This is a genomic window from Halobacterium zhouii (genome assembly GCF_021249405.1).
Lineage (GTDB): Archaea > Halobacteriota > Halobacteria > Halobacteriales > Halobacteriaceae > Halobacterium > Halobacterium zhouii.
This window is the reverse complement of record NZ_CP089593.1, coordinates 2,249,262-2,272,542: the sequence shown is the minus strand read 5'-3', so window position 1 is coordinate 2,272,542 and position 23,281 is coordinate 2,249,262. Positions and strand designations below refer to the sequence as shown.

The following is a 23,281-nucleotide window of genomic DNA, read 5'->3' as shown; positions in this document are numbered from 1 at the left end:
CTGGCCGTCATCTGGAAACAACCGAAATGACCGGTCGCCGAGAGTAACTGAGCGCCTACCGCCCGAGCACCGCCCGCAACGCGAACAGCAGGTTCTCCTTTCGCTCCATCGCGCGCCGGTAGAAGTAGGAGAGCCACTTCCCGCCGTAGGGCACGTACTGCCAGACCTCGACGCCCTCGGCCGCGAGATCGTACTGCGCGTCGTCGCGCACCCCCATCAGCATCTGGGCCTCGTAGGGCGTGCCGTACTCGTCGTGGAGTTCGCGCGCGTACTCGAGCATCTCGGGGTCGTGGCTCCCCACTGCGACGCCGTCCTCGAACTCCCGGAACATGAACTCGAGGTAGTCGCGGTACGCTTCGTTCACGCGGGACTTCTCCTGGTACGCCAACTCCGCGGGTTCGTCGTACGCGCCCTTCACGAGTCGGACCTTCCCCGGCAGGTCAGACAGGCGCTCTAAGTCCTCGCCCGTCCGCTTGAGGTTCGCCTGCACGCAGATGCCGACGCCGCCGTCGTGCTCGGTCGTCAGGCGCTCGAAGGCGTCGAGCGTCGCGTCCGTCGTCTCGTGGTCCTCCATGTCGACCCACACGAACACGTCGTGCTCGTCGCCGGTCTCGACGACGTCCGCGAAGTTCTCCGCGAACACCTCCTCGCCGATGTCCAGTCCGATCTGGGAGGGCTTCACGGAGACACAGGCGTCCACGCCGCTCTGGTCGATGTCCTCGATCAGTGTCTGGTACGCCTGCGCGTCCTCGTCGGCGGGTGGCCGCTCGTGGTAGTGCTCTCCGAGCAGATTCAGGATGGCGTTCACGCCTCGCTCGTTCAACTCCTCGACGTGCGCTATCGCCTCCGCCGGCGTCTCTCCCGCGACGAACCGACTGGCGATGGGCGGTATCATGTTCGCGTGTGCGTCCTACCCTCCCTTAAGCGACGTGTCTCTCGGCTCGAGCGTGTCTAAGCCCTCGTTCTCTGGTACCCGTAGCTAAGAACACCCAGAAAGCCCTCGCGGCCATTGACTGAACCACTCCTGTGGACGCCCAGAAAGCCCCGAGTGGCTGCGCTCCCGCGGCTCGCTGCGCTCCTCACTCCCTCCGGTCGCTGTGGTGCTTGCGTCGTCCTCAGAAACGCGAAGCGTTTCTGATGTGCGAACGAGACGCCGGCGGCGTCTCGTTAACGCCGGGGTTCGCGCAGCCACCCGCCCCTTTCAGTCGCGCCCGCTACCGGTTTATCAGCCGGTGCGAGCGCGAGTGAGCTTTCTGAGTGGTACAGAAGCGACTGAGGTTACGACAGCCGGGGCTTTCCGGGTGTCGACAGAACGAGCACAACCCAAAACAGTCGAACTCAGTACTCGAAGAAGCCGTCCTCGTCGGGGTCGCGGCCGAGGAGATAGTACGAGACGTACGCACCGACGTAGGTGACGAACAGCGAGAGATACCCCTCACCTTCCTCGCGGCGCGCGGACGTCTCGACTTCCGTGTCTGTGTCGTAGACGACATCGCCGGCGTGGCGCACGCGCATAGAGAGTTCGGTGTCCTCCATCATCGGAATCGTCTCGTCGAAGCCGTCGTGCTCGTGGAACACCGACGTCCGGTAACTGCAGTTGAACGTCGGTTGCTGGACGAGGCCGAGCGGCCAGGAGACGCGGTACCACCAGTCCGAGAGCACCTTGAACAGGACACGATTCTTCAGGTCGTCTTCGATTGGCCGCGCCGGCCCGCCGACGCCGACGACGTTCCCGTCCGCGTAGTGCCGCAGGTGATTCCGCATCCAGTCCGACGGAACGACGGTGTCCGCGTCGGTGAACAGCACGACGTCGCCGCTCGCGGCGTCGACGCCGCGGTTCCGCGCCGCGCCCGGGCCGTTCTCCTCGTCCCGGACGAGCACGTCGACGGCGTCGTGGGCAGCCGCGAGTTCTCGGGTGCCGTCGTCGCCGCTCGCGACGACGACGAGTTCGGCGTCCTGGCCCGCGAGCGAGGAGAGGCAGCGCTCCAGCATCGCTGCCTCGTTGTGCGCGGCGACGACGACAGACGCTGAGCGTGTCACGCGCTTCTCTGGTCGCTCCTCGTAGAAAAGCCCCGCTATCGACAGTCTACTCGCGCGCTTCGTGAGCGGCTAGCACCGCCAGCAGTTCACGGCTCAGGTCGCCAGTCTGACTCTGAACTGTGTCGGTTTCGGGGTCACGGCGCACCATCCCGCACGACTCGAGTTTCGGGATGTGGGTGTGGTGGAGTGCGGTGCGGACTCGTCGCCGGTGTCTCCCGTCTGCTGGTTCGCCGTCCCGGACGCGTTCGGCGACTCGTTCCGTGAGTTCGTCGAACTCGAGTGTGTCGTCGTCGGCACGGTCGAGTGCGTTGATGACCGCCCGCTGCTGTTCGTTGGCGATGACCGAGAGAACCACGCCGGGAGCCACCGACGACTCGTTCTCGTACTTACCGTTCAAATCCACGTCCCCGTCCGTGTCTTGCGTCCGGCTTACGATTCACGCTGGTCTGTAATTGCGCAGTTCTTGTGGGGGTTTGGCCTGGTGTGCCAGGGTAGAATGCTTATCTCTCCTGCTCGGGCGGATCGAGTGTCGAGGTGGCGAGCGATACGATGGCGCGGCGGAGTCGCTCCGTCACGGCCTGGTCTGAGATCCCGAGTTCGGCGGCGAGTTCCTCGGTGGTGCAGCCTCGCGGGATGTCGTAGTACCCCATCTGCACGGCGAGGGTCAACGCTTCCCGCTGGCGCTCGGTGAGCCCGTACCAGGGTCCGGCGTCTGGTTCCGTCGGGTTGTACACGCGCTGCACTTCCAGTGAGATCTGTGCGTCCTCACAGTGCGTCCTGAACTCGGTGAGCGCGCCGTGACTCGGGAATCGAAGTTCGAACTCCCACCGTTCGGGCGTCCCGATGGCGCTCAACAGTTGTCCCTCGTGCTCTCTGATTCCGCGGAAGACGTGGTCCTGGTTCGCGTCCCAGTCGAGCGTGAACAGCGTCCGGTCCTCGAACACGTCCACCTCGGAGGCGCTGTTGACGGTCGGGTGGCGCTGGACGGAGTCGACGAACCGGTCCCGCGTCGAGTTGTGGATCCAGAACAGCGGAACGGTGGCACCACCGATCGGGACGAGACTCTCGAGTTCGATGGACGACATCCCGTCGACGCCGAGAATCCGTCCGAGTTCGAAGTCGGCAGCCGATATCTCCACCTCTACAACCACGCTCATTGTTCGGTTGGGGGAGCATGGTAAGCCATGCCCGTACAAAACTGGTGAGCCTGATACACCATGCCCAGCGGACTAGCCTTCCCCATTTCCGCCAGTAGTCCCCTCGGTCGGTGAGAACCAGCACCTCGTCGAAGCCTGGTTCACCACCCACGCCGATTATTGGTTTCCGGGGCGAAACTAGCGACATGAGCACTGTAATGGAGTTCACCAGTCCCGCAGACGAGTTCCCACTGGGGACGGTGTTCGAGAACCTGCCGTCGGTGACGGTGGAACTCGAGCGACTCATCCCGCACGAGACCCTGGTGATTCCGTACTTCTGGGTGCGCGGAGCGGAGGCCGAGGACATCGAAGCCGCGTTCGAGGCCCACGCCGGCGTAGTCAACCTCGAACTCATCGACAGCGTCGACGACGAGTATCTCATGCGTGCGGAGTGGGAGGGCGAGTACTACGGCATCCTGACCGCTCTCGCCGAGTCGAACATCTCCGTTCTCTCGGGCGTCGGAACGAAAGACGGGTGGAACTTCGAGGTCCGGGCAGAGGATCGGTCTGCCGTCAGCGAGTTCCGAACTGACTGCCAGGCCCACGGCATCCCCATCGAGATCACCGGCGTTCACCAGTTGCTCGCGGTGCACGGTGACGACTACGAACTAACCGACACTCAGCGAGAGGCCCTGGTGTTGGCCTACGAACGCGGCTACTTCGACTCGCCACGCGAGGCGTCACTCGAAGACGTCGCCGCGGAACTCGGCATCACCCAGCAGTCGCTCTCGTCGCGGCTTAGACGCGGCCATCGACGCCTCATCGCCGAGACGCTCGCCGATCCGTAGCCAGTTACGTATTAATACCTTCTGTACTATCAGTACCCTCGTTGAACCGGCGCAAGCCGCTACGACACTGTAGATTACTTTGATTGCTACACAGGTTGGTGTCGGGTTGGAGTCAGTGGAGTACTACGGGCAGCCGGAGACGCACCGGTTCAAGTTCGACCAGGGCGGGACGCCTCCGAGTCTGGCCGTCGTGGCGTCCCTGTCGGAAGTGACGGAACGGGACCCGATCGACATCGAACCGCTCAACACGGCTGTGGACCCCGACGCGCTCGACTCGCTGCTCCACTTCGACGACACGCCGGACGAGGGCGTCTCGGTTTCGTTCACCCTGGAGGCGTACACGGTGGCGGTGTACAGCGACGGCGTCGTCGAAATCACGCCCCCGGGATTCGACCGACTCGACGGTCCAGACGGAGGAGGTCGACACGAATGACCACCGAGGAATCGACGATGACGACTTCAACGGAGTTACACGCCGAATTGAAGTCGCTGCTCCGTCGAGCGCACACCAACGGAATCGACGTCGAAGGCGGGTGGGCGTGCCGGAACGATGCCGAACACCCGGACTGGGATATCGTCGTCACCGAAGTGCAAAAACAGGACGAAGCGTAACCGACGTCCACTCTGAAGCCCGTCCGACGAACCTGCCGCGCGTTCTTTTCGGGCACGTCGCGCCGTGTCGCGCTCGCTGTACAGAACCCGCGCCCTTTTTATTTTGAACGCGTGCACCGGCGTATATGAACCTCGTGGCCACCATCGCCGTCGCGTTCTGGGCGATGCTCCCGGCGTACGTCCCGAACAACGCCGCGGTGCTCGCGGGCGGCGGCCGCCCCATCGACGCGGGGCACACCTGGGGCGGTCGGCGCGTTCTCGGCGACGGCAAGACGTGGCGCGGCACGGCGGTCGGCATCCTCGCGGGCGTCGCGCTCGCCGTCGCGCTGAACGCCATCCGGCCCGCCGCCGTCGACGCACTCGGCGTCCCACTCCCCGAGTTCCCGATCGCCGCGATGCTCGCGCTCCCCGCCGGCGGGATGCTCGGGGACATCCTCGCGTCGTTCCTCAAACGCCGCACCGGCCGCGAGCGCGGCGCCGCGTTCCCCGTCGTCGACCAACTCGACTTCGCCGTGCTCGCACTCGCGCTCACCGCGCTCGCCGCCCCCGCGTGGTTCGCGGCGACGTTCACGCTCGGCGTGCTTCTGGTCGTCCTCGTCCTCACGCCGATTCTCCACGTCGTCACGAACGTCGCCGCCTACTGGCTGAATCTAAAAAGCGAGCCCTACTGAGGGCGCTTTTACTCTGCGGCGCGGCGAAGCCGCGCCTCGGTAAAAGCGACACCAAAAGCACTCCTCCCTCAGTCCGCTTCGCGTCCTTCGGTCGTCGGCCCGAGCGCTCGCTTTGCTCGCGCTCGGTGAATCGGCGACCTACCGGGTCCTTCGGACCACTCGGTCGCCGAATGCTCGTGTCGGTCGCTCCCCGGTCGTCGCGACAGAACGCGAATCGTTTAACAGCGCGTCCCGAGAGTCGAACAACGATGGCGAACGACGACCTCATCCAGTCCCTGCGGGACGCGGACGCCGTCAAGTACGGCGAGTTCGAACTCTCCCACGGCGGCACGTCGGAGTACTACGTGGACAAGTACCTCTTCGAGACGGACCCGGAGTGCCTGTCGGCCATCGCCGAGGCGTTCGCTGAGCGCATCGATGACGACACCAAACTCGGCGGCGTGGCGCTCGGCGGCGTGCCGCTGGCGGCGGCGACCGCGACCGAGGCCGGGGTACCGTACGTCATCGCGCGCAAGCAGGCCAAGGAGTACGGGACGGCGAACCGCATCGAGGGCCGCCTCGAGGAGGGCGAGGAGGTCGTCGTCGTGGAGGACATCGCGACCACCGGACAGTCCGCCGTGGACGCCGTCGAGGCGCTTCGCGACGCGGGCGCGGAAGTCAATCGCGCGCTGCTCGTGGTGGACCGCGAAGAGGGCGGCCGGGAGTTGCTCGCCGAGCACGGCGTCGAGATGGAGGCACTGGTGACGGCGAGCGACCTGCTCGACGCGGAGTGAGTGGCCTGCGAATGCGATAGGCCCGCAGGTCGTCCTGATGCGCTCGTTTGTGGTTGGTTCGCATGGAAACTGATTCGGGATATTCAAGTTTGTGGAAACGTGTGTACCGACATGAACCGAGCCGAGAAGGCCGCTCTGCAGTTGCAGGCGGTCGCCGTCCTGCGGACGCTGAAGGAGACGCGAACCTACGACGAACTCTCTGCGGACACCGGACTGCCCGCGGGGGACCTGAACCGCTACGTGAACGGCCACGTGCTGCCGAGCGCGGACCGCGCAGAGGCGGTCGTGGAGAACGCCGGTGCGGACCTGCTCCGGGAGGAACTGCGCTCCCGCGTCACCCTCGACGACGAGGGGTACGTGGACAACTCCAGCGTCGTCTTCGACCAGTCCTTCCTCGACCTCGTCGCGCCCGTCGCCGCCGAGACGTTCGACTTCGAGGTTCCCGACGTCGTGCTGACCGCGGCCACCGACGGCATCACGCTCGCCGCGGCGCTGGCGTCGTACTACGGCGCTCGCTGTGCGTACGCGAAGAAGTCCAAGGAGACCGCCGTTGAGGAGTTCATCGAGGCCCGCCAGCGCCTCGATTCCGGCATCGAGATCACGTACTACCTCCCGGCGTCCGCCGTCGATTCGGGCGAAACCGTGCTCGTCGTGGACGACCTCATCCGCTCCGGGGAGACCCAGGAACTCCTCCTCGACATCGCCGACACCGCAGACGCGGACGTGACCGGCGTGTTCACGCTCATCGCGGCGGGGGACGAAGGAATCGACCGCGCCCGCGAGCGCACCGACGCGCCGGTGGGCGCGCTCGTCGAACTCGACTGACGCCGCCGCGGACTCGTTCAGGTAGCGAACTCAACTGCAGTGACGGACCGAGCGAGGCCGCCACGACGTTGATCACGTCGCTCCCGACCCGAGATAGCCGATTTCTGTGCACGTCTGTGACTCCTCGACGAATCTCGAACCTGTTTCTCCACACGAAATTCGAACGTGCATAACAAGCCTTAATGTACTCTCTCATCTGTGCTCGGACGTGCATCATGGGGCTCGCTGACTACTTCGCACTCGACGAACACGACACCGACGTCCGCACGGAGGTCGTCGCCGGCATCACGACGTTCCTCACGATGTCCTACATCGTCGTCGTGAATCCCTCGGTCATGACCCAGATAACGCGGAACGGCGAGGTGGTCAAACCCGGTATCTCGCTCGCGAACTACAGCCACGACCAGACGGTCCAGATGCTCGCAGTCGTCACGCTGCTGGCCTCGGCCGTCGCGATGCTCGTGATGGCGTTCTACGCCAACCGGCCGTTCGGCCTCGCGCCCGGCCTCGGTCTCAACGCCTTCTTCGCGTTCACCGTCGTCGGCGCGCTCGGCATCCCGTGGCAGACCGCGCTCGCCGCCGTCGTCACGGAGGGCGTCCTCTTCATCCTCCTCACTGCCGTCGGCGCCCGCGAGTACGTCATCCAGTTGTTCCCTGAACCCGTGAAGTTCTCCGTCGGAACCGGCATCGGCCTGTTCCTCGCCATCATCGGCCTCCAGGCGATGGGCGTCGTCGTGGACGACCCGGCCACCCTGCTCGCGCTCGGAAATCTCGCGCAGAGCCCCGTCGCCGTGCTCTCGATCCTCGGCCTCCTGTTCACGTTCGCGCTGCACGCACGCGGCGTCACGGGAAGCATCATCCTCGGCATCCTCGGCACGGCGGCCGCCGGCGCGGTACTCACGCTCGCTGGCGTCGTCGAACCCGGCGTGCTCGCAGGCAATTTCGTCCGTAACGGCGGCTTCGCGCCGAGCAGGCTCCCGCAGGCCCAGTACGACATCACCCCGCTCGTCGGCGCGTTCGTCCAGGGCTTCCAGAACGCCGAGGCGTTCAGTTTCGCGCTCGTCGTCTTCACGTTCTTCTTCGTGGACTTCTTCGACACCGCCGGGACGCTCGTGGGCGTCGGCCACGCGGGCGGCTTCCTCGACGAGGACGGCGACCTGCCCGACGCCGACGAACCCCTGATGGCGGACGCCGTCGGCACGCTCGTCGGTGGCATGCTCGGAACCTCGACTGTCACCACGTACATCGAGTCCGCCGCCGGAGTCGAGGAGGGCGGACGCACCGGGATGGTCGCGCTCGTCGTCGCACTCCTCTTCATCGCGTCGCTCGCGCTCGTCCCGCTCGCCGCCGCCATCCCCCAGTACGCGAGCCACATCGCGCTCGTCGTCGTCGCCATTCTGATGCTCTCGAACGTCACCGCCATCGACTGGGACGACCTCACGCACGCCATCCCCGCCGGCCTCACCATCCTCGTGATGCCGTTCACCTACAGCATCGCGTACGGCATCGCCGCCGGCATCGTCTCCTACCCCGTCGTGAAGGCCGCCACCGGCGAGTACGACGACGTGAGCGCCGGCCAGTGGCTGCTCGCGGGCGCGTTCGTCGTCTACTTCTACGTCCGCACCAGCGGCGTCCTCCAGTCCGCTGTCGCGTAGCCGGCAGCGTCCGCCCTTCCGAGCCCTCCACTGTCGCGCAACGACCGACGCCTTCCGGACGACCTCGCCTGTTTCCCCGGCGCTCTTTAGGCAGAAGTCCCAACGAACTCACATGGCACTCGAACTCTACCGACTCGACGGCTGTCCGTACTGCGCGAAAGTCGAGACCAAACTCGACGAACTCGACATCGACTACGAACAACACGAGGTGCCGAGTTCCCGCGCCGAACGCGACGAAGTGAAGGAAGTGAGCGGTCAGGCCGGCGTGCCCGTGCTCGTGGACGAGGAGAACGGTGTCGAGGGGATGCCCGAATCCGACGATATCGTCGACTACCTCGACGAGCAGTACGGTTCGTAAGCATTCGCGCCCGCAGCACTCCCTGGATTCGAGTCCTGCCGGGACCTGTACGCTTTTTGGGTCGGCTACCTGATATCCGGAGTGATGACCGAGTCGAACCGCCGCGACGACGCGCTCCGCGGCCCGGCCGAGGCGCTGTCGATCTCGGCCACGGGCGGCGTTGACGACGCGGTCGACTACCGAACCGGCGGGGAGATGGCCCCGAGCGAGGCGTTCAAGACGCTCGCCAGCGAGGTCCGCGTCGCGGTGCTGGTCTCCCTCCTGCGGGCGGAACGCAGCAGCGACGACCCGCTCTCGTTCTCGGAGCTACAGTCGACCGTCGGCAGCGACAGTTCCGCCGGGTTCGCGTACCACCTCCGACAGCTCTCCGGGCACTTCGTCCGGAAGGAAGCGGACGGCTACGTTCTCACTGCCGCCGGCCGTCGCGCGGCGGCGGCGGTACTCGAAGGAACGTTCACCACCAGCGGCGACCAGCGGGCGAGTTAGAGACCGCCACAACCGCCCAGGTAGGGCCTATAGCCGATTACGGCGCTATTCTCGATCCTCGAAGACCGCCCGGAGTCGGTCCGCCGAGACGGGGCTGTGGCCGTCCTCGTCGACGACCACCGCGTCGACGTCCGCGACCGTCAGGTCCTCGACGGCGGCGGCGAGTCCGTCGAGTGCCAGTCCGAGTGCGTCCCCCACGGTGAGCGATGCGCGATACGACTCCTCGAAGTGTTCGAGAGCCGCGTCGGCGCCGCTACCGACGGCGTTGGCTTCCCACTCGCGGGTCGCGCCGGACGGGTCGATCTCGAAGAGACGCGGGTCGTCGTCGTGGCCGGCGACGAGCAGCGCCGTGCCGTACGGGCGGGTGCCGCCCGTCTGCGTGTACTCCTGGAGGTGGTCGGCCACCGCCGTCGAGAGCGATTCGACCGTCGCGGGTTCGCCGTACTGGAGTCGCTCGCGTTGTGCGCGCTCCCGGGCGAGGTCGACCAGGCGGCGGGTGTCGGCGGCGTGGCCGGCACTCCCGACGGCGACGCGGTCGTCGACGGTGGCGAGTTTCTCGCCGCGGCGCGTGTCCACGAGCGGCGACCGCCGGGAGCGGTGGGTCGCGAGCACCACGCCGTCGTCGCCGCGGACGCCGACCACGGGCGCGCCCTGCTTGACTGCCTCGCGAGCGTACTCCACCTGGTAGAGGCGGCCGTCCGGCGAGAAGATGGTGGTGCCGCGGTCGTAGGCCTGCTGGTCGGTTCCCTGCATCACGCCACCTCCTCTGTGGTCGCGTACTCGTCGGTCTCGACGCCCTCGGCGGTGACCGTGGCGATGGTGACGCCGTTTCCGCTGGCGGTGTCGCGTTCGCTCGCGCTGCCGATGGCTTCGGCGGCGACGGTCCGTGCCTCGGGCGCGGTGAGGCCGTCGTCGTACTGGCGTTCGAGCACGCCGTACGCGAGTTGCATGCCGCTCCCACCGGCCGCGTAGTCGTCCGAGAGCACGCCGCCACCGCCGTCGATCGAAAAGACGCGTGGTCCCGTCTCGCCGACGCCGCCGAGCACGGGTGTGATCTGCATCGGCGTGCTTCCGAGGACGTTCCCCGCCAACGTGGCGAGAGCGTCCATCGAGAGGTCCTCGCCGCGCCGGTCGCTGTAGAGGCGGGTCTCGGCGCGCATCGTCCGGACGAACTGCTGGATGTGGCCGACGGCCCCCGAGAGTGCGACGGCGGCCGTCGGGTGGATCTGCTCGACCTTCTGGACGGACTTGTTCGTCACGAACCGGCCGCCGAGGCTCGCGCGCTGGTCGGCGGCCACGACGACGCTGTCGTCCGCCTGGAGCGTGACGATGGTGGTTCCGGTCTCGACGACCTGCCCGTCTGCGGCGTCGCTGGCCGACTCGCCCGCCTGGGGCGCTGTTCTATCGTGCGGTGTTGCTCCGTGATCCGGTGTCGTCTCGTGGAGCGGCGTCCATCCCTGTCGATTCGCTGTCGTTCGCTCGGCGTTCGGCCGGCGGTCAGACACCATGGTGGATGCCAGGCACGCCACACCGAAAAGTGTTAGCTAAATAATATTTTAGCTGCTGGCTCCCGACACCCGTCCGAAGTAGTGAAACCCAGTGTAACCCCTTGACACCCGGTGCTGCACCCAGTCCCGTGCCCAGACAACTGTTGGCTGGGATGTGGTCCTATCGAACTTGTCAATACTGTAGGTGTTTGCTGTGCCGGTCAGGGAGCCAGGGCTGGCGGCGTACAGCAGCACAGTCCCGCGGTCAGACGTCTCGAAAATGGCGCTGGTCGGAAGTCAGGCTTCTTGTGGGTCGCCTCTGCCCTTCAGCAGCTCGCGGAGGTCCTCGGGGTCGTCGACGTTCTCGAGTTCCTCGCGCTCCACGATGGCGGTCGCGTCCACGGAGTCGCGCTTCGCCTCGTCCACGACGTAGACAGCGCGCGTGCGTGTAATCTCACCGAGCGAACTCATGATGCGAGCGCGCTTGAGCGCGGCCTCCGTGAACGAGGAGTGGCCGGTGAGCAGGTGGTCGGCGCGTGCGACGTCCTCGCCGACGGCCTTGAACGGCGCGCGCACCGTCGGATGCACCTCGAACCCGACCCGGGCGAGCACCGACAGCACGGGCACGTCCTCCGGGTCGGCCTCCGGGTCCTCCGGCGTCGGGTCGGCGTCCCGGACCTCCTCGGCGCCGTCCATCACAGAGACGGGCGACGTGAGGTCATCGCCGAAGCGCTCCTCGAGCGTGATTGCGACCTCGATGCTGGCGTTCATGCCGTCCTCGTACTTCGAGACGGTGCGCCGGGAGACGCCGAGTTCGTTCGCCAGTTGGCCGAGGCTCATCTCCTCCTCGTCGCGGCGGTCCGCCAGCACGTCGCCGTCGATGTTCACGTAGAGACCACCCGGCGCCGCGTAGATGAGCGGCGGCACGCCCTCCACGAAGAAGTTCATCGCGGTGTCCGGACTCATCACCGGGACGCCGTGCCGGAAGTAGACCACGCCCGGTTCCAGGTCCTCGTCGCGCGTCCGCAGTCCGATGACGATGGGGGTCGCCCGCAGGTACGTGCCGAGGCGTCGCATCTCCGCGCCCGTCGGCCCGTCCAGCGCGTCGATGTTCCCGAGAATCTTCACGAGCACGACGTCGTCCTCGCGGCGGGCCGCGACGTCGAAGCTCTTCGGCCGCGTCGCACAGCGGTCGCTCACCGAGAAACCCGCGTCTGACAGCATCGCGGTGACGTTGTCGATGAGAGCCGACCGTGACATACCACCACCTAGGCCGGTCGGTACATATATGCGTTGTGACGCCACGGCCGCGCTCGCCGGTGGTTTCGGGTTTGTGGGTCGTATGAGCTGTCCTGCGATGGTCGTGGCCAGACAGTGAGCCTTGGCTAACGAGCGTTCTACTCGTTCTGGGTGGTCACAGTAGGGGGCGCAGGATTGTTGCAAGCCACTCCTTCTAGCGACCGGAAGCGCGAAAAGCCCGTAACTCTAACCGCCACCCAGCATGACCGTCGTGGCGCTGGACGACACGGATTCCCGCGACCGCGGGATGTGCACGACGTACGCTGCGCACCTGTTGGCAGAGCGTCTTCGGGAGCGCGGCGCGAGCGTCGAGCGCCTGCTGCTGGTGCGCCTGAACCCCGCGGTGGAGTACAAGACTCGCGGGAACGCGGCGCTGGCGGTCCACACCGACGTCGACCCGGCAGTGGGGATGGAGACCGCTCGGGAAGTCGTGGGGGATGCGGCGGAGACCGCCGACCCCCGGACGAATCCCGGAGTCGTGGTCATACCCGGCGCGCCCGAGACACCGATTCCCGACGCCGTCGCCGAGTTCTCTCGACGCGCAATGCGGGAGGACCTCGACGCCGGGGAGGCGGAGTCGCTCGCGGCGGCCCACGGCTACGAGACGACGGCGTGGAAGAACGGGCGGGGCGTGGTCGGGGCGCTCGCCGCCGTCGGCGCGTGGGCGGCGTTCGAGGACTGGACGGTCGAGCGCATCGACTACCGGGAACCCGAGCGCTGGGGGACCGAGCGCGACGTGGACGACGCCAGCGTGTTCGCGGCGGCGGACGCCGCGTACCCGGATGCGTGGGACACCGTCGACCGCGTGGAGCGCGAGACCGTCTGCGTGCCCCATACGCCCGGCCCCATCCTCTACGGAATCCGCGGTGACGACCCGGAGGCGGTCGATTCGGTCGCCGAGGGCATCGAGAGTGAAACCGTCCACGCGAGCGAGCAGTTCGTCACGAACCAGGGCACCGACGCCCACGTTCAGCCTGCCGACCTCGCGGACGTCATTGACGGACGCGCGTACCGCGTGGACGTCACGGTGGCTGGCGACCCGGAGACCCGCCGCGGTGGGCACGTCTTCGTCCCCGTACGGGACGCCGAGAGCGCGCGCAGTGGCGGCGATACGGGTGCCGACGAGGGCGACGCCACGATGGAGTGTGCGGCGTTCGAGCCGACGAAGCGGTTCCGGGACCGCGTGCGGGCGCTCCGTCCGGGCGACCGACTCACCGTCTGTGGCGAGGCCGCGAGTGGGACGGTGAAACTCGAGAAGTTCGCAGTCCGCGAACTCGTCGAGTCCGAGCGCGTCACGCCGACGTGCCCGGACTGCGGGCGGCGCATGGAGAGCGCGGGCGCAGACCAGGGCTATCGCTGCCGGGACTGCGGAACGACCACCGCGGGGAAGGTAGAGCGCGGCCTCTCCCGGGACCTCGAACTGGGCTGGTACGAGGTGCCGCCGTGCGCGCGTCGACACGTCGCGAAACCGCTCGTCCGCGGCGAGTGGGACGCTCCCATTCATCCCGAGCGGTGATCGGTCGGCCCGCCGCCATCCTCGGGCGGTGGCCGGTCGGCGACCCTCCGTCTCGCCTGGCCGATGACCGGTCGGCGAACCGCCCACCCACGAAACACGTTATCACTTAACACTGTCGCACAATATTTTATTACTAATCGTGTCGTACTCTGAACCATGACCGTTGGCGACGACCCACGGCGCTCCGACACCGCCACCGCCTCCACGAACTCGGTCACGTTCGTCGAGACGAAACTCGACTGCCGGATCGAGGAGTACGACGACCGCGCGGAGTGCACACTGTTCCCGGCGGACGTCTCCGAGGACGACCTCGTGACGACGTGGGTCACCGCCGCGAACGACGACGCGTTCGTCGACCTCGAGACTGTCCGGTAGTTGGTCACTCCGATGGCCGGCCAATCCGACAGTCGGTAATCCCCGACAGTCGGTAATCCCCGACAGTCGGTCACCCTATTTTCCGGCCGGTGGCGTCGACCGAACACCGCCGCAGACAGCGCCAGACGACCCGCGAATAGGTGCTCGAAGACCCGCGGGCGTGGGTCACAGCACTCCCCCCTGTAGAGGGCTACGAGAACAGTCGCTTCAGGCGCGCGAACAGGCCCTTCGAGCGGTCACCGCCGCGCGACCGCGTGCTGGCGTTCTGGCGACTGCTCCGGGTGTCGCCGTCGGTCGCCTCGCCGTCTGTCTGACCGTCCGATTCGGCGGCGCTGGCCTCCTGGATGAGGTGTTCCGCGTCGTTCACTGCATCCTTTACCGTCCCCTTCATGAGCGGTTTGCCCTGGAAGCGGTCGCGCTTCACTGACGTGTCCGCCGCGATTATCACGGCGTCCGCGTCGTCGATTTCGTCCGCGGTGAGTTCGTTCTCGGTGCCCATGGCGCCCTGCACCTCGACCTTGATGTCGTGGCCGAGGCGGTCGGCGGTCTGTTCGAGGTTCTCTGCTGCCATCTGGCTGTGTGCGATACCTGTCGGACAGGACGTGACTGCGACGAGATTCATTGTGTGTTTGTTACGATGTCGGTTACTTGGTCTTTCGTGCTGGCCGCGAGCGCCCGCGCTGCGAGGTCGCTCGCGTCCTGACTGTCGGTCGCCGCCACGCCCGCCTTGACGGCAGGCGCGGTCACGGCACTCATGCTCAGTTCGTCGAGGCCGAGTCCCACGAGGAGTTCCGTGTAGGCCGGGTCGCCCGCCATCTCCCCGCACATGCCGACCCAGCAGTCGTGGGCGTGTCCCGCTTCGACGGTCCGCCGGATCGCCCGCAGGACGGCCGGGTGCGCGGGGTCGTGGAGCGCCGCGACGCGGTCGTTGTCCCGCGCGGCGGCCATCACGTACTGCGCGAGGTCGTTCGTGCCGATGGAGAGGAAGTCGACGCGCGCGCCGAGTTCGTCTGCGACCAGTGCGCCCGCCGGCGTCTCTATCATCGCGCCCAGTTCGGGCGTCGCGTACTCGATTCCCTCGTCCTCGAGGTCCCCGGCCACTCGCTCCACGGCGTCGAGTGCCGCCTCGAGTTCCCCGACGGTCGAGACCAGCGGGAACATGACGGCCAGTCCGTCGCCGTGTTCGCTGCCGGCGGCGCGGAGGAGCGCGCGGAGTTGCGTCTCGAAGAGGTCGGCGTCCGGGCCGAGCGAGCGGCGAACCCCGCGCTCCCCGAGGAACGGGTTCTCCTCGTCGGGCGCGTCGAGGTAGGGAATCGGCTTGTCGCCGCCGACGTCGAGCGTCCGGACGACGACCCGGTCGTCCGGGAACGCCGACAACACCGACTCGTACGCTTCGCGCTGTTCGTCCTCGGACGGCGGCGCCTCACGGTCCATGAAGAGGAACTCCGTCCGGAGGAGGCCGACGCCGTCAGCGCCGCGGGCGACGGCGCCCTCGATCTCCGCCGGCGTCCCGAGGTTCGCGGCCACCTCGACCGGTTTGCCGTCCGCGGTCTCCACGGAGCGCTCGATGACGTCCGCAGTGTCGGTTTCGGCGGCACGGGCGCGGGTCTCCTCGTCCGGGTTCGTCGTCACGAGGCCCCGCTCGCCGTCGACCACGACCGTCGCGCCGTCCTCGATTCCGTGCAGGTCGTCGCCAACGCCGACGACGGCGGGGATGGCGAGTGACCGAGCGAAGATAGCGGCGTGAGAGGTCCGTCCGCCCGTTGCGGTCGCGAAGCCGGCGACGCGCTCCGGGTCGAGGGCGGCGGTGTCGCTCGGCGTGAGTCGCTCCGCGAGCAACACCGCGTCCTCTGGGAGCGCGCCGAGGTCGACGCGCTCACCATCAGTGAGGATGCGGACGAGTCGGTCCCGGACGTCGCGCAGGTCGTCAGCGCGTTCTGCCATCCGGCCGTCCATCGACTCGAAGCGATCGACGTGCTCGCCGAGCGCCTCGTAGACGGCGTGTTCGGCGGGAAGACCGTCGTCGATGGCCGCTTCGACGCCGTCCGCGAGCTGGGGGTCCTCGACGAACTGCGCGTGGGCGTCGAACACTGCGGCCTCTTCCTCGCCGACGGCGTCGGCAGTCTGCTCGCGCTCGCGTTCGAGCTCCGCGACCGCCTGCTCCTGCGCCGACGCGAAGCGCTCGCGCTCCGTCTTCGGGTCGACGGTCGCCGGGTCGGGCGGGTCCCCAAGTTCACCGTCGTCCTCGTACCACACCACCGTCCCGACGCCCGCCAGCGGCGTCGTTCCGACGCCCTCCAGGGACCGCACCGTCAGTCGCCACCCCCGTTCTCGGGCGTGGAGAGGACGCCCTCGAGCGCGTCGATCGCCGCCTCCGCGTCCCCGCCCTCGGCGCTGATGCGGACGTCCTCGCCGGACTCGACGCCGAGGCTCGTGACGCCGAGCATACTCCGGGCGTCCACCGGGTCACCGTCGCCGACGGTCGCGATTCGGATGTCGCCGTCGAACTCGTTGGCGGTCTCTACAAACTCCGAGGCGGGCCGGGCGTGCAGGCCGGCCTCCGGGACGACGGTGACGACGCGGTCGGTCACGCCACCACCTCGCCGAGCGCGGCGCGCACGTCGGCCGGAGACTCGGTTTCGTGGAGTGATTCCCTCGTCTCGTCGTGGACAAGTGCGCGCGAGAGCGAACTGAGGATAGAGAGGTGTCGTTCGCCGGCGTCCTCGGGCACGAGAATCATGAACACGAGCGTTGCGGGTTCGCCGTCCATCGCGCCGAAGTCGACGCCCTCACTCGAACGGGTGAACGCGACGGACGGTTCGTCGACGCCGGCGGTCTTCGCGTGTGGGATGCCGACGCCGTGCCCGACGCCGGTCGTCGTCTGGGATTCGCGCTCCATGAGGTCCGCGAGCGCCTGCTCCCGGTCAGTGACGCGACCGGCGTCCACGAGCAGGTCGAGGAGGTACTCGATACACGCTGTCTTTTCGGCCGGTGGTTCAGCGAGCGATACGTGGTCGTCGGCGAGAATCTCCTGAAGTTCGGCGTCGTCCATTGTCGTGTGAATTTACGGGGAGCGGTAAGGGAGTGACGTTCAGTCGGTGGCTTCAGCGTCGGCGGCGACTTCCTCGGAGGCGACGCGGGCGTCGTAGTCGGGCTTGACGGCCGTTGCGACGACGGCGGTCACCAGGGAACCGAGGAGGATGCAACCGAGGAACACGAACGGCTTGTTCGAGAGCGGCACGACGAAGATGCCGCCGTGCGGGGCGGGCATCGTGACGCCGAGCGCCATCGACAGCGCGCCACCCACCGCACTCCCGGCGACGATGCTTGGGATGACGCGAAGGGGGTCGGCGGCCGCGTACGGGATGGCTCCCTCGGTGATGAACGAGGCGCCGAGGATGACGCCGCTCTTGCCGTTCTCGTACATCTCCTCAGCGTACTTGTGGGGCGCGACGAAGTTCGAGATGGCCATCCCGATGGGCGGAATCATCCCCCCAATCATCACGGCGGCCATCGGTCCGGCGACGCCCTCACTGAGGAGGCCGACCGCGAACACGTACGCGACTTTGTTGACGGGGCCGCCCATGTCGAAGGCCATCATCCCGCCGAGGATGGCGCCCACGACGAGCGCCTGTGAGCCCTGCATCCCCGAGAGGAAGTCGGTGAGTGCGGCGTTCGCCATTGCGACGGGAACGCCGAGCACGAACAGCACGATAGGGAACAGGATGGCCGTCGTCGCGACGGGGATGATGAGTACCGGCATCATCGGTTCGATGGCGCTCGGAACGTCGAGGTTCTTGATCGCGCGTGCGACGTATCCGGCGAGCAGGCCGGCGACGAGCGCGCCGAGGTAGCCGGCGCCCGCCTGGCCGCCACTGATGCCGACTACTTCGCCGGCGGCGGCGACGACGTTGCCCTGTTGGATGATGTACGCGAGCAGGAAGCCGGGTGCGAGGCCCGGTCGGTCCGCGATGGCGTACGCGATGTACGCGCCGAGGATGGGCACCATGATGGTGAGGCCCGCGACCCCCATCTGTGCGAGGAACCAGCCCAGCGAACCGGTGTTCGAGAACACCTGTTCCGTGTTCCCGACCGCGTAGCCGAGGGCCAGGAAGATACCGCCGATGGTGACGAACGGTATCATGAACGAGACCCCTGTCATGAGGTCCTCTTTCACTGACGTTACGTGTGAGGAAAGCGCGCTTTCCGCGGTGTCTCTCGCTGCCATTGATGCTCTATCACGGTAATTACTGACACATTCAAAAATACTTTCGAATACGTTTGTTTTTGACCGCATACGCTCGTAACATCGCCAAAAGCAGGTGGTTTCCAGTAGAAAACAGGAACCAGGCAGCCGTCTACTCAGTACTCAGAAACGGACACGCGTTCGACATCCCGCTCGATGCCGCCGAGTGTCGGCACGACTGTTCCCGGCACCGAGACGGCGCGCGCGGCGACGGCGACGCCGGTTTCGAGCGCCACCCGGTCGGACTCGCCCGCCACGAGCGCCGAGAGCACGCCTGCGAAGAGCGAGTCTCCCGCGCTCACGGTGTCCACGACGTCGACGTCGAGGGCCGGCGCGTAGTACGTGGCCGTCGGCGTCACCATCACGGCGCCGTCGCCGCCCAGGGACGCAACGACCCGCTCGAACCCGCGGGACTGGAGGTCCCTGGCGGCGGCGAGACAGCCCTCCAGGTCGTCGACGGCGCGGCCAGTCGCCGCCGCGAGTTCCTGCCGGTTCGGCTTACAACCCGCGTAGGACGCGTCCAGAGCCTGCATCGTCTCGCCGTCCACGTCCACGAACGTCTCCCAGTCGCCCGCGGCCGCGAGATGGTCGACGTCACTCGGGCTGACGCCCGGCGGGAGCGACCCCGCGACCACGACAACGTCGGGCGCCCACTCGGTCATCGTGTCGAGGAGGTCGTCGACCGCGTCTTCAGAGAGCGTCGGTCCGCGGTGGTTGAGTTTGTACTCCTCGCCGTCCGCGAGAACAGTCGTGTTCAGCCGCGTTCGGCCGTCCACGTCGACGAAGTCCGTCGGAACGCCGAGTTCCGCGAGGTTGCTCCGGAGGAACTCGCCCGTGAACCCGCCGACGGGACCGGTCGCCACGGTTTCGGTGCCGAGTTCGAGCAGGTACTCGGAGACGTTGATGCCCTTGCCGCCGGGGTCGAACTGGGCGTCGTCGGCGCGGTGTATCGCGTCCGGCGTGAGCGCCTCGTCGACGCGCGCCGTGTGGTCGACGGCCGGGTTGAGCGTGAGCGTAAGAATCACGGCTGGACCTCGTCGGCGATGGTCACGCCTGCCGATTCGAACGCCTCGCGTCGTTCGCCCGTGAGCGTCGCGTCGGTGACGAACAGGTCGAGGTCCGCCAGATTCGCGAACTGGACGAAACTCCGCTCGCCGAGTTTCGTCTCGTCGGCGACGAGGACGACGCGCTCCGCGCGTTCCACCATCTTTGCCTTCATCTGGGCCTCCTCTTCGTTGGGGGTGGTACATCCGGCGTCGCAGTCGACGCTGTTCGTGCCGAGGAACAACTGGTCGAAGTGCATCCGCTCCAGGAACCGCTCGGCGGACGGCCCGACGAGCGACTGGGTCTTCGGCCGGAGCGTTCCGCCGGTGAGTTTCACCGACGCGTCCGCCAGGCCGACTTCGAGCGCGAGCGGCGGCGAGTTCGTCACGCCGAGGAACGACCCGTCTTCCGAGGCGCGCTTCGCGACCTGCATCGTCGTCGTGCCCGCGTCGAAGAACACGACCTGTCCCTCCGATATCTCTTCGACGGCGCGGCCGGCGATGGCGCGCTTGATCTCCAGATTCTGGACCTCCTTCTGGCCGTACGTCTGCTCTTTCCCGATGGTCGTGACCGGGACGGCGCCGCCGTGGGACCGTTCGATGAGCTCGTCGTCCTCGAGTTCCCGGAGGTCGCGCCGGATGGTCGCCTTCGAGTATTCGAGGTCGTCCGCGAGGTCATCGACGGAACAGCCGTCGTGTTCTGACACCAGTTCGACGATCACCCGCTTGCGCTCGGCTGGAAGCATGTGTCAGTTGGTCTTCGCGAGTGTGATTGGTTCCCCCGCGTATGTATCTTCTCGTGCCTGCTGGTGATTGTTTCTGACCGATGTATCTGTAAATTCTGGGTGTTCGTGTAGTCTCCGCGGTTCTACGGGGGACGGTGGCCCGACCAGTCGCTCATTCAGTCTCGCAGACCGCGGCAACCGCCGCGTCCACTCGCCGCTCGACGTGCTGCCTGGTCTCCCGGCCATCGAGGTCCCCGCGTGCCACCCACTCGACTGCAGTCGCGTCGGAACCGGCGATAGCCGTCCCGCGCACCGCGTCCGCACCGACGGCGTACGCAGTCGACACGACGTGTTTCTCCCCGTACGGCTCGAGTTGTGTCGTCTCCAGAAGCGTCAGCGCGTCCGGTTCGGCGACCACACCCGTCTCCTCGCGCAACTCGCGGGCAGCACCGACGCGCGGTTCCTCGTCGACTTCCAGGTGGCCGCCGGGAATCGACCACTCGCCCTCGCCGGGCGGCACACCCCGTTGGACGAGCAGCGCACGCTCGCCGTCGACTACGGTGACGTCCCCGCACGGCACCGCGTTCCGGTACACCGGCCGCTCGCACGTCGAACACCACTTCCGCACGCGGCCCTCGACGTCCCGTTCGCCGAGTTCGGTCCCGCAGTGCGGGCAGTAGTCCGGAATCACGTCTTCAGTCCGCTCCCCGTGAGCGCCACGGAGACGTCCTCGTCCGGGTCGATGGCGCCGCGCTCGCGGTACGCCTCCAGGCCGGCGACGGCGACGGCGCTCGTCGGTTCGACGTAGAACCCGCGTTCCCCGAGCGCGGCGAGCGCGTCCTCGGTTGCCGCCTCCGAGCACGCGATGGCGTCGCCGCCAGTGTCCTCGATGGCGTCGAGCACCTGGTCCAGACGCGCCGGCTTCCGGATCTGGATGCCGTCCGCGGCGTCGTTCGCTGCCTCGTCGCTCCCCCGCCCCGCGCCGCCGTCGCGCGCATCGACGATGGGCGCGACGCCCTCGGCCTGCACACCAAGCAGTCGCGGCATCGAGTCCGTCCACTCGGCGTCGTGGAGCGCGCGGAATCCGCGGTACGCGCCGAGGAACAGCGTGCCGTGGCCCAGCGGCAACACGACTGCGTCCGGCACCGACCAGTCGCGCTGGGCCGCGAGTTCCAGCGCGAACGTCGCCGTCCCCGCGTAGAACGCCGGGTTCCACGCGTGGCTCGCGTACCACGCGTCCCCGCCGACGGATTCCTGGATGCACGCGTCCGTCACGTCCTGCCGACTCCCCTCGACCCGGACCGGTGTGGCGCCCGCCGCCTCGATGGCGTCGAGTTTCGAGGACTTGACCGACGCGGGCACGTATATTTCGGCGTCGATGCCGGCGCGCGCGGCGTACTGGGCGATGGCCGCGCCCGCGTTCCCCGAGGAGTCCTCGACGACGCGCTCGACACCCAACTCGGCCGCACGGGAGAGCGTGAGCGCCGCGCCGCGGTCCTTGAAACTCCCCGACGGGAACACGTAGTCGAGTTTGAACTGGGCGTCCCACTCCGGGGCGTCCGCGAGCGGCGTCCACCCCTCGCCGAGCGTCACCTCCTGGCCGACCGGCAGGAACTCGTCGAACGCCCACAGGCCGTCGCGTGGGTCGACGTTGGGTTCGCTGTCTGCTGGCAATGGACGCTCCGCGAAGTCGAGTGCGTGCCCGCACTCACAGCGCCACGGCTCGTCCGTGCCGGACTCGTACGTCCGACTACAGGCTCGACACTCGAGAGCGTTCATTCTACCCTGTCCACGTCCGTTCCGACCGAGCAGACGTACTCGCCGGTCGCGACCTGGGGCTTGCGGCGCGTCCGCCAGAAGATGCCGTCGTCGTCCGCGGTCACGGTTGCCTTCAGCGTCCCGAACACGTCGGTCACCTCGAACAGCGTGTCGCCCGCCTCCACCCAGTCCCCCAGGTCCGCATGGAAGTCGACGAGGCCGCCGACCAGCGAGCCGTACCGGTCGAAGTCCGTCGCGCGCGTCTGGGGTGCGGGCTCGGCGTCGCCGTCGAGGAAGCCGTAGTGGTGCAGGACGTTGAACACGCCCTCGACGCCGTACTGAATGGACTCCTCGTCCCAGCCCACCGCGCCGCCGAGTTCCGGGTCGATGGTCGGGACGCCGCGGTCCGGCGCGACGCGCGCGAGTTGGCCCTCCGGCCCCTTCTGGTCGAGGACGTACCCACAATCGAACACCCGCGCGAGTTCGAGGCACTCGTCGTGGAGTCGGTGGCGGCTGCCACACCGCACACGCACCTCGTTTATCATGCGCGACGTCGACCCCTGGTGGAGGTCGAGCACGAGGTCGGCGTCCTTCGCCACGGAGAACGTCGCGTGCGCGATGCGCTCGGAGGACGACCCGTTCGCGTTCCCCGGATACGCACGATTCATCTTCGTGTCGTCGATGGGGTTGCGGTGTTCTGCGACCTGAAAGCCGTAGAAGTTCGTGATGCCGACGACGAGTATCTCGCCAGCGATCTCCGCGGGGTCGAGTTGCGGGACGACGCGGCGAACCACGCCCACGCCGTTGAGTTCGTCGCCGTCGCTGGCTGCCTGCACGTAGAGGGTCTTCCCGTCGCGCTCGCCGTTCACGACCGCGACCGGAAGCCCGGCCGTGGTGCCGTCGCGCGTCTCACCGACCGTCAACCGCCCGGTGTCGAGTTCACCGGGGGCGGCCGACGCCGTGCCCAGAGTCGTCATTACGTACACAGGACGTGCCGGACGCCTTGAGTGGTTCGCTCCGAGGGTGCGCTTTCGATTGTTGGAACATTCTACAGGCAGTGGGATGGTGCTGGAAATTCCGGCTGACGGTAACTATACAACATTGAGAATACCCAGAGGGCCTCGCTGTCGTTGATACCACTGTTCCTGCGGACACCCAGAAAGCCCCGGACCGCTCGCGTCCGCTCGCTTGCTGCGCTCCTCACTCCGTTGCGGTGCTTACATCGCGAGCGAACAAGCATGCGCGAGCGGGCCGCCCCTTCCAGTCCACCCGGTAGCCGGCTGACCAGCCGGCATGAGGTGGGATTGAAAGGGGCAAGCGTCTCGACGAAGGCAGGCGACGTAAGCACTGCAGGCCACGAAGTGGCCGAAGCGCGCCACGAGCCTCCCGAGTAGAGACGCTTGGGGCTTTCTGGGTGTTCTCAGATGT

28 protein-coding genes are annotated in these 23,281 nt (G+C 67.3%); 11 read left to right on the top strand and 17 right to left on the bottom strand.

Annotated features, from left to right (window positions below; genetic code table 11):
* Positions 1-55: 55 nt before the first annotated feature.
* From LT970_RS11995 to LT970_RS11980, 4 genes are all read right to left on the bottom strand, one after another.
* A complete protein-coding gene (locus tag LT970_RS11995) occupies positions 56-895 on the bottom strand; it encodes a proline dehydrogenase family protein (protein ID WP_232686711.1) in 840 nt (279 codons plus the stop codon).
* Positions 896-1,338: 443 nt separating this feature from the next.
* Positions 1,339-2,040 carry a glycosyltransferase family 2 protein gene (locus LT970_RS11990; RefSeq protein WP_232686710.1) on the bottom strand — a complete coding sequence of 234 codons (702 nt, stop codon included), beginning with the start codon at positions 2,038-2,040 and terminating at the stop codon, positions 1,339-1,341.
* A 46-nt stretch (positions 2,041-2,086) separates the two neighbouring features.
* Positions 2,087-2,443, bottom strand: coding sequence for a DUF7344 domain-containing protein (locus tag LT970_RS11985; RefSeq protein WP_232686709.1), 357 nt, complete (start codon positions 2,441-2,443; stop codon positions 2,087-2,089).
* Positions 2,444-2,540: 97 nt separating this feature from the next.
* A complete protein-coding gene (locus tag LT970_RS11980; RefSeq protein ID WP_232686708.1) occupies positions 2,541-3,197 on the bottom strand; it encodes a helix-turn-helix domain-containing protein in 657 nt (218 codons plus the stop codon).
* 185 nt (positions 3,198-3,382) lie between these two features.
* Between LT970_RS11980 and LT970_RS11975 the strand changes: the two genes are divergently transcribed.
* From LT970_RS11975 to LT970_RS11935, 9 genes are all read left to right on the top strand, one after another.
* A complete protein-coding gene (locus LT970_RS11975; protein ID WP_232686707.1) occupies positions 3,383-4,024 on the top strand; it encodes a helix-turn-helix domain-containing protein in 642 nt (213 codons plus the stop codon).
* Positions 4,025-4,139: 115 nt separating this feature from the next.
* Positions 4,140-4,457: a HalOD1 output domain-containing protein gene (locus LT970_RS11970; RefSeq protein ID WP_232686706.1), complete on the top strand. Its 318-nt coding sequence runs from the start codon at positions 4,140-4,142 to the stop codon at positions 4,455-4,457.
* Positions 4,454-4,636 carry a hypothetical protein gene (locus LT970_RS11965; RefSeq protein ID WP_232686705.1) on the top strand — a complete coding sequence of 61 codons (183 nt, stop codon included), beginning with the start codon at positions 4,454-4,456 and terminating at the stop codon, positions 4,634-4,636. The genes LT970_RS11970 and LT970_RS11965 overlap by 4 nt, the downstream gene beginning before the upstream one ends.
* 125 nt (positions 4,637-4,761) lie before the next feature.
* A complete protein-coding gene (locus LT970_RS11960) occupies positions 4,762-5,307 on the top strand; it encodes a CDP-2,3-bis-(O-geranylgeranyl)-sn-glycerol synthase (protein ID WP_232686704.1) in 546 nt (181 codons plus the stop codon).
* Positions 5,308-5,555: 248 nt separating this feature from the next.
* Positions 5,556-6,080 carry an orotate phosphoribosyltransferase gene (gene pyrE, locus LT970_RS11955; RefSeq protein WP_232686703.1) on the top strand — a complete coding sequence of 175 codons (525 nt, stop codon included), beginning with the start codon at positions 5,556-5,558 and terminating at the stop codon, positions 6,078-6,080.
* Between the two features lie 111 nt (positions 6,081-6,191).
* A complete protein-coding gene (locus LT970_RS11950; RefSeq protein ID WP_232686702.1) occupies positions 6,192-6,905 on the top strand; it encodes a phosphoribosyltransferase family protein in 714 nt (237 codons plus the stop codon).
* Between the two features lie 215 nt (positions 6,906-7,120).
* Positions 7,121-8,560: an NCS2 family permease gene (locus tag LT970_RS11945; protein WP_232686701.1), complete on the top strand. Its 1,440-nt coding sequence runs from the start codon at positions 7,121-7,123 to the stop codon at positions 8,558-8,560.
* Between the two features lie 112 nt (positions 8,561-8,672).
* Entirely contained in the window at positions 8,673-8,918 is a 246-nt protein-coding gene (locus tag LT970_RS11940) for a glutathione S-transferase N-terminal domain-containing protein (RefSeq protein ID WP_232686700.1), read from the top strand.
* An 84-nt stretch (positions 8,919-9,002) separates the two neighbouring features.
* Positions 9,003-9,404: a DUF7347 domain-containing protein gene (locus tag LT970_RS11935; RefSeq protein WP_232686699.1), complete on the top strand. Its 402-nt coding sequence runs from the start codon at positions 9,003-9,005 to the stop codon at positions 9,402-9,404.
* A 45-nt stretch (positions 9,405-9,449) separates the two neighbouring features.
* On the opposite strand, the gene LT970_RS11930 is transcribed toward LT970_RS11935, so the two are convergent.
* The 3 genes from LT970_RS11930 to LT970_RS11920 all read right to left on the bottom strand — a co-directional run bounded on the left by LT970_RS11930 (position 9,450) and on the right by LT970_RS11920 (position 12,151).
* On the bottom strand, positions 9,450-10,157 hold the full coding sequence (locus tag LT970_RS11930; protein WP_232686698.1) for an archaeal proteasome endopeptidase complex subunit alpha: 708 nt from the start codon (positions 10,155-10,157) through the stop codon (positions 9,450-9,452).
* On the bottom strand, positions 10,157-10,912 hold the full coding sequence (locus tag LT970_RS11925; protein WP_232686697.1) for an Ntn hydrolase family protein: 756 nt from the start codon (positions 10,910-10,912) through the stop codon (positions 10,157-10,159). Before LT970_RS11925 ends, LT970_RS11930 begins: the two co-directional genes overlap by 1 nt.
* A gap of 276 nt (positions 10,913-11,188) precedes the next feature.
* Positions 11,189-12,151, bottom strand: a complete 963-nt coding sequence (locus tag LT970_RS11920) for a transcriptional regulator (RefSeq protein ID WP_232686696.1) — start codon at positions 12,149-12,151, stop codon at positions 11,189-11,191.
* A gap of 241 nt (positions 12,152-12,392) precedes the next feature.
* Here LT970_RS11920 and LT970_RS11915 point away from each other — a divergent pair, with 241 nt between their 5' ends.
* Together LT970_RS11915 and LT970_RS11910 are read left to right on the top strand one after the other, a co-directional pair.
* Positions 12,393-13,706, top strand: coding sequence for a tRNA(Ile)(2)-agmatinylcytidine synthase (locus tag LT970_RS11915; RefSeq protein ID WP_232686695.1), 1,314 nt, complete (start codon positions 12,393-12,395; stop codon positions 13,704-13,706).
* A 156-nt stretch (positions 13,707-13,862) separates the two neighbouring features.
* Positions 13,863-14,081, top strand: a complete 219-nt coding sequence (locus tag LT970_RS11910; RefSeq protein ID WP_232686694.1) for a DUF7511 domain-containing protein — start codon at positions 13,863-13,865, stop codon at positions 14,079-14,081.
* Between the two features lie 190 nt (positions 14,082-14,271).
* On the opposite strand, the gene LT970_RS11905 is transcribed toward LT970_RS11910, so the two are convergent.
* The 10 genes from LT970_RS11905 to LT970_RS11860 all read right to left on the bottom strand — a co-directional run bounded on the left by LT970_RS11905 (position 14,272) and on the right by LT970_RS11860 (position 22,830).
* A complete protein-coding gene (locus tag LT970_RS11905) occupies positions 14,272-14,703 on the bottom strand; it encodes a PTS fructose transporter subunit IIB (protein ID WP_232686693.1) in 432 nt (143 codons plus the stop codon).
* Entirely contained in the window at positions 14,700-16,397 is a 1,698-nt protein-coding gene (ptsP, locus tag LT970_RS11900; RefSeq protein ID WP_232688704.1) for a phosphoenolpyruvate--protein phosphotransferase, read from the bottom strand. The genes LT970_RS11905 and ptsP overlap by 4 nt, the downstream gene beginning before the upstream one ends.
* Complete coding sequence (locus LT970_RS11895) at positions 16,394-16,672, bottom strand: HPr family phosphocarrier protein (RefSeq protein ID WP_232686692.1); 279 nt, start codon at positions 16,670-16,672, stop codon at positions 16,394-16,396. Before LT970_RS11895 ends, ptsP begins: the two co-directional genes overlap by 4 nt.
* Positions 16,669-17,133, bottom strand: coding sequence for a PTS sugar transporter subunit IIA (locus LT970_RS11890; protein ID WP_232686691.1), 465 nt, complete (start codon positions 17,131-17,133; stop codon positions 16,669-16,671). The genes LT970_RS11895 and LT970_RS11890 overlap by 4 nt, the downstream gene beginning before the upstream one ends.
* 39 nt (positions 17,134-17,172) lie before the next feature.
* Positions 17,173-18,309, bottom strand: a complete 1,137-nt coding sequence (locus LT970_RS11885) for a PTS fructose transporter subunit IIC (RefSeq protein WP_232686690.1) — start codon at positions 18,307-18,309, stop codon at positions 17,173-17,175.
* A gap of 134 nt (positions 18,310-18,443) precedes the next feature.
* Positions 18,444-19,352: a 1-phosphofructokinase gene (pfkB, locus tag LT970_RS11880; protein WP_232686689.1), complete on the bottom strand. Its 909-nt coding sequence runs from the start codon at positions 19,350-19,352 to the stop codon at positions 18,444-18,446.
* Positions 19,349-20,116, bottom strand: a complete 768-nt coding sequence (glpR, locus tag LT970_RS11875) for an HTH-type transcriptional regulator GlpR (RefSeq protein ID WP_232686688.1) — start codon at positions 20,114-20,116, stop codon at positions 19,349-19,351. Before glpR ends, pfkB begins: the two co-directional genes overlap by 4 nt.
* Before the next feature lie 151 nt (positions 20,117-20,267).
* Positions 20,268-20,786 (bottom strand): NUDIX domain-containing protein, encoded by a 519-nt coding sequence (locus LT970_RS11870; RefSeq protein ID WP_232686687.1) that lies wholly within the window; start codon positions 20,784-20,786, stop codon positions 20,268-20,270.
* Positions 20,783-21,874 (bottom strand): threonine synthase, encoded by a 1,092-nt coding sequence (locus tag LT970_RS11865; protein WP_232686686.1) that lies wholly within the window; start codon positions 21,872-21,874, stop codon positions 20,783-20,785. Before LT970_RS11865 ends, LT970_RS11870 begins: the two co-directional genes overlap by 4 nt.
* The gene (locus tag LT970_RS11860) at positions 21,871-22,830 is read right to left on the bottom strand and encodes a succinylglutamate desuccinylase/aspartoacylase family protein (protein ID WP_232686685.1); all 960 of its coding nucleotides are present in this window, start codon (positions 22,828-22,830) and stop codon (positions 21,871-21,873) included. The genes LT970_RS11865 and LT970_RS11860 overlap by 4 nt, the downstream gene beginning before the upstream one ends.
* Positions 22,831-23,281 lie beyond the last annotated feature (451 nt).

Coding starts and splice junctions, on each gene's coding strand:
- LT970_RS11995 (WP_232686711.1), bottom strand. CDS start 895: ATGATACCGCCCATCGCCAGTCGGTTCGTCGCGGGAGAGACGCCGGCG.
- LT970_RS11980 (WP_232686708.1), bottom strand. CDS start 3,197: ATGAGCGTGGTTGTAGAGGTGGAGATATCGGCTGCCGACTTCGAACTC.
- LT970_RS11975 (WP_232686707.1), top strand. CDS start 3,383: ATGAGCACTGTAATGGAGTTCACCAGTCCCGCAGACGAGTTCCCACTG.
- LT970_RS11965 (WP_232686705.1), top strand. CDS start 4,454: ATGACCACCGAGGAATCGACGATGACGACTTCAACGGAGTTACACGCC.
- LT970_RS11960 (WP_232686704.1), top strand. CDS start 4,762: ATGAACCTCGTGGCCACCATCGCCGTCGCGTTCTGGGCGATGCTCCCG.
- pyrE (WP_232686703.1), top strand. CDS start 5,556: ATGGCGAACGACGACCTCATCCAGTCCCTGCGGGACGCGGACGCCGTC.
- LT970_RS11950 (WP_232686702.1), top strand. CDS start 6,192: ATGAACCGAGCCGAGAAGGCCGCTCTGCAGTTGCAGGCGGTCGCCGTC.
- LT970_RS11945 (WP_232686701.1), top strand. CDS start 7,121: ATGGGGCTCGCTGACTACTTCGCACTCGACGAACACGACACCGACGTC.
- LT970_RS11940 (WP_232686700.1), top strand. CDS start 8,673: ATGGCACTCGAACTCTACCGACTCGACGGCTGTCCGTACTGCGCGAAA.
- LT970_RS11935 (WP_232686699.1), top strand. CDS start 9,003: ATGACCGAGTCGAACCGCCGCGACGACGCGCTCCGCGGCCCGGCCGAG.
- LT970_RS11930 (WP_232686698.1), bottom strand. CDS start 10,157: ATGCAGGGAACCGACCAGCAGGCCTACGACCGCGGCACCACCATCTTC.
- LT970_RS11925 (WP_232686697.1), bottom strand. CDS start 10,912: ATGGTGTCTGACCGCCGGCCGAACGCCGAGCGAACGACAGCGAATCGA.
- LT970_RS11920 (WP_232686696.1), bottom strand. CDS start 12,151: ATGTCACGGTCGGCTCTCATCGACAACGTCACCGCGATGCTGTCAGAC.
- LT970_RS11915 (WP_232686695.1), top strand. CDS start 12,393: ATGACCGTCGTGGCGCTGGACGACACGGATTCCCGCGACCGCGGGATG.
- LT970_RS11910 (WP_232686694.1), top strand. CDS start 13,863: ATGACCGTTGGCGACGACCCACGGCGCTCCGACACCGCCACCGCCTCC.
- LT970_RS11905 (WP_232686693.1), bottom strand. CDS start 14,703: ATGAATCTCGTCGCAGTCACGTCCTGTCCGACAGGTATCGCACACAGC.
- LT970_RS11890 (WP_232686691.1), bottom strand. CDS start 17,133: ATGGACGACGCCGAACTTCAGGAGATTCTCGCCGACGACCACGTATCG.
- LT970_RS11885 (WP_232686690.1), bottom strand. CDS start 18,309: ATGGCAGCGAGAGACACCGCGGAAAGCGCGCTTTCCTCACACGTAACG.
- glpR (WP_232686688.1), bottom strand. CDS start 20,116: ATGCTTCCAGCCGAGCGCAAGCGGGTGATCGTCGAACTGGTGTCAGAA.
- LT970_RS11865 (WP_232686686.1), bottom strand. CDS start 21,874: ATGAACGCTCTCGAGTGTCGAGCCTGTAGTCGGACGTACGAGTCCGGC.
- LT970_RS11860 (WP_232686685.1), bottom strand. CDS start 22,830: ATGACGACTCTGGGCACGGCGTCGGCCGCCCCCGGTGAACTCGACACC.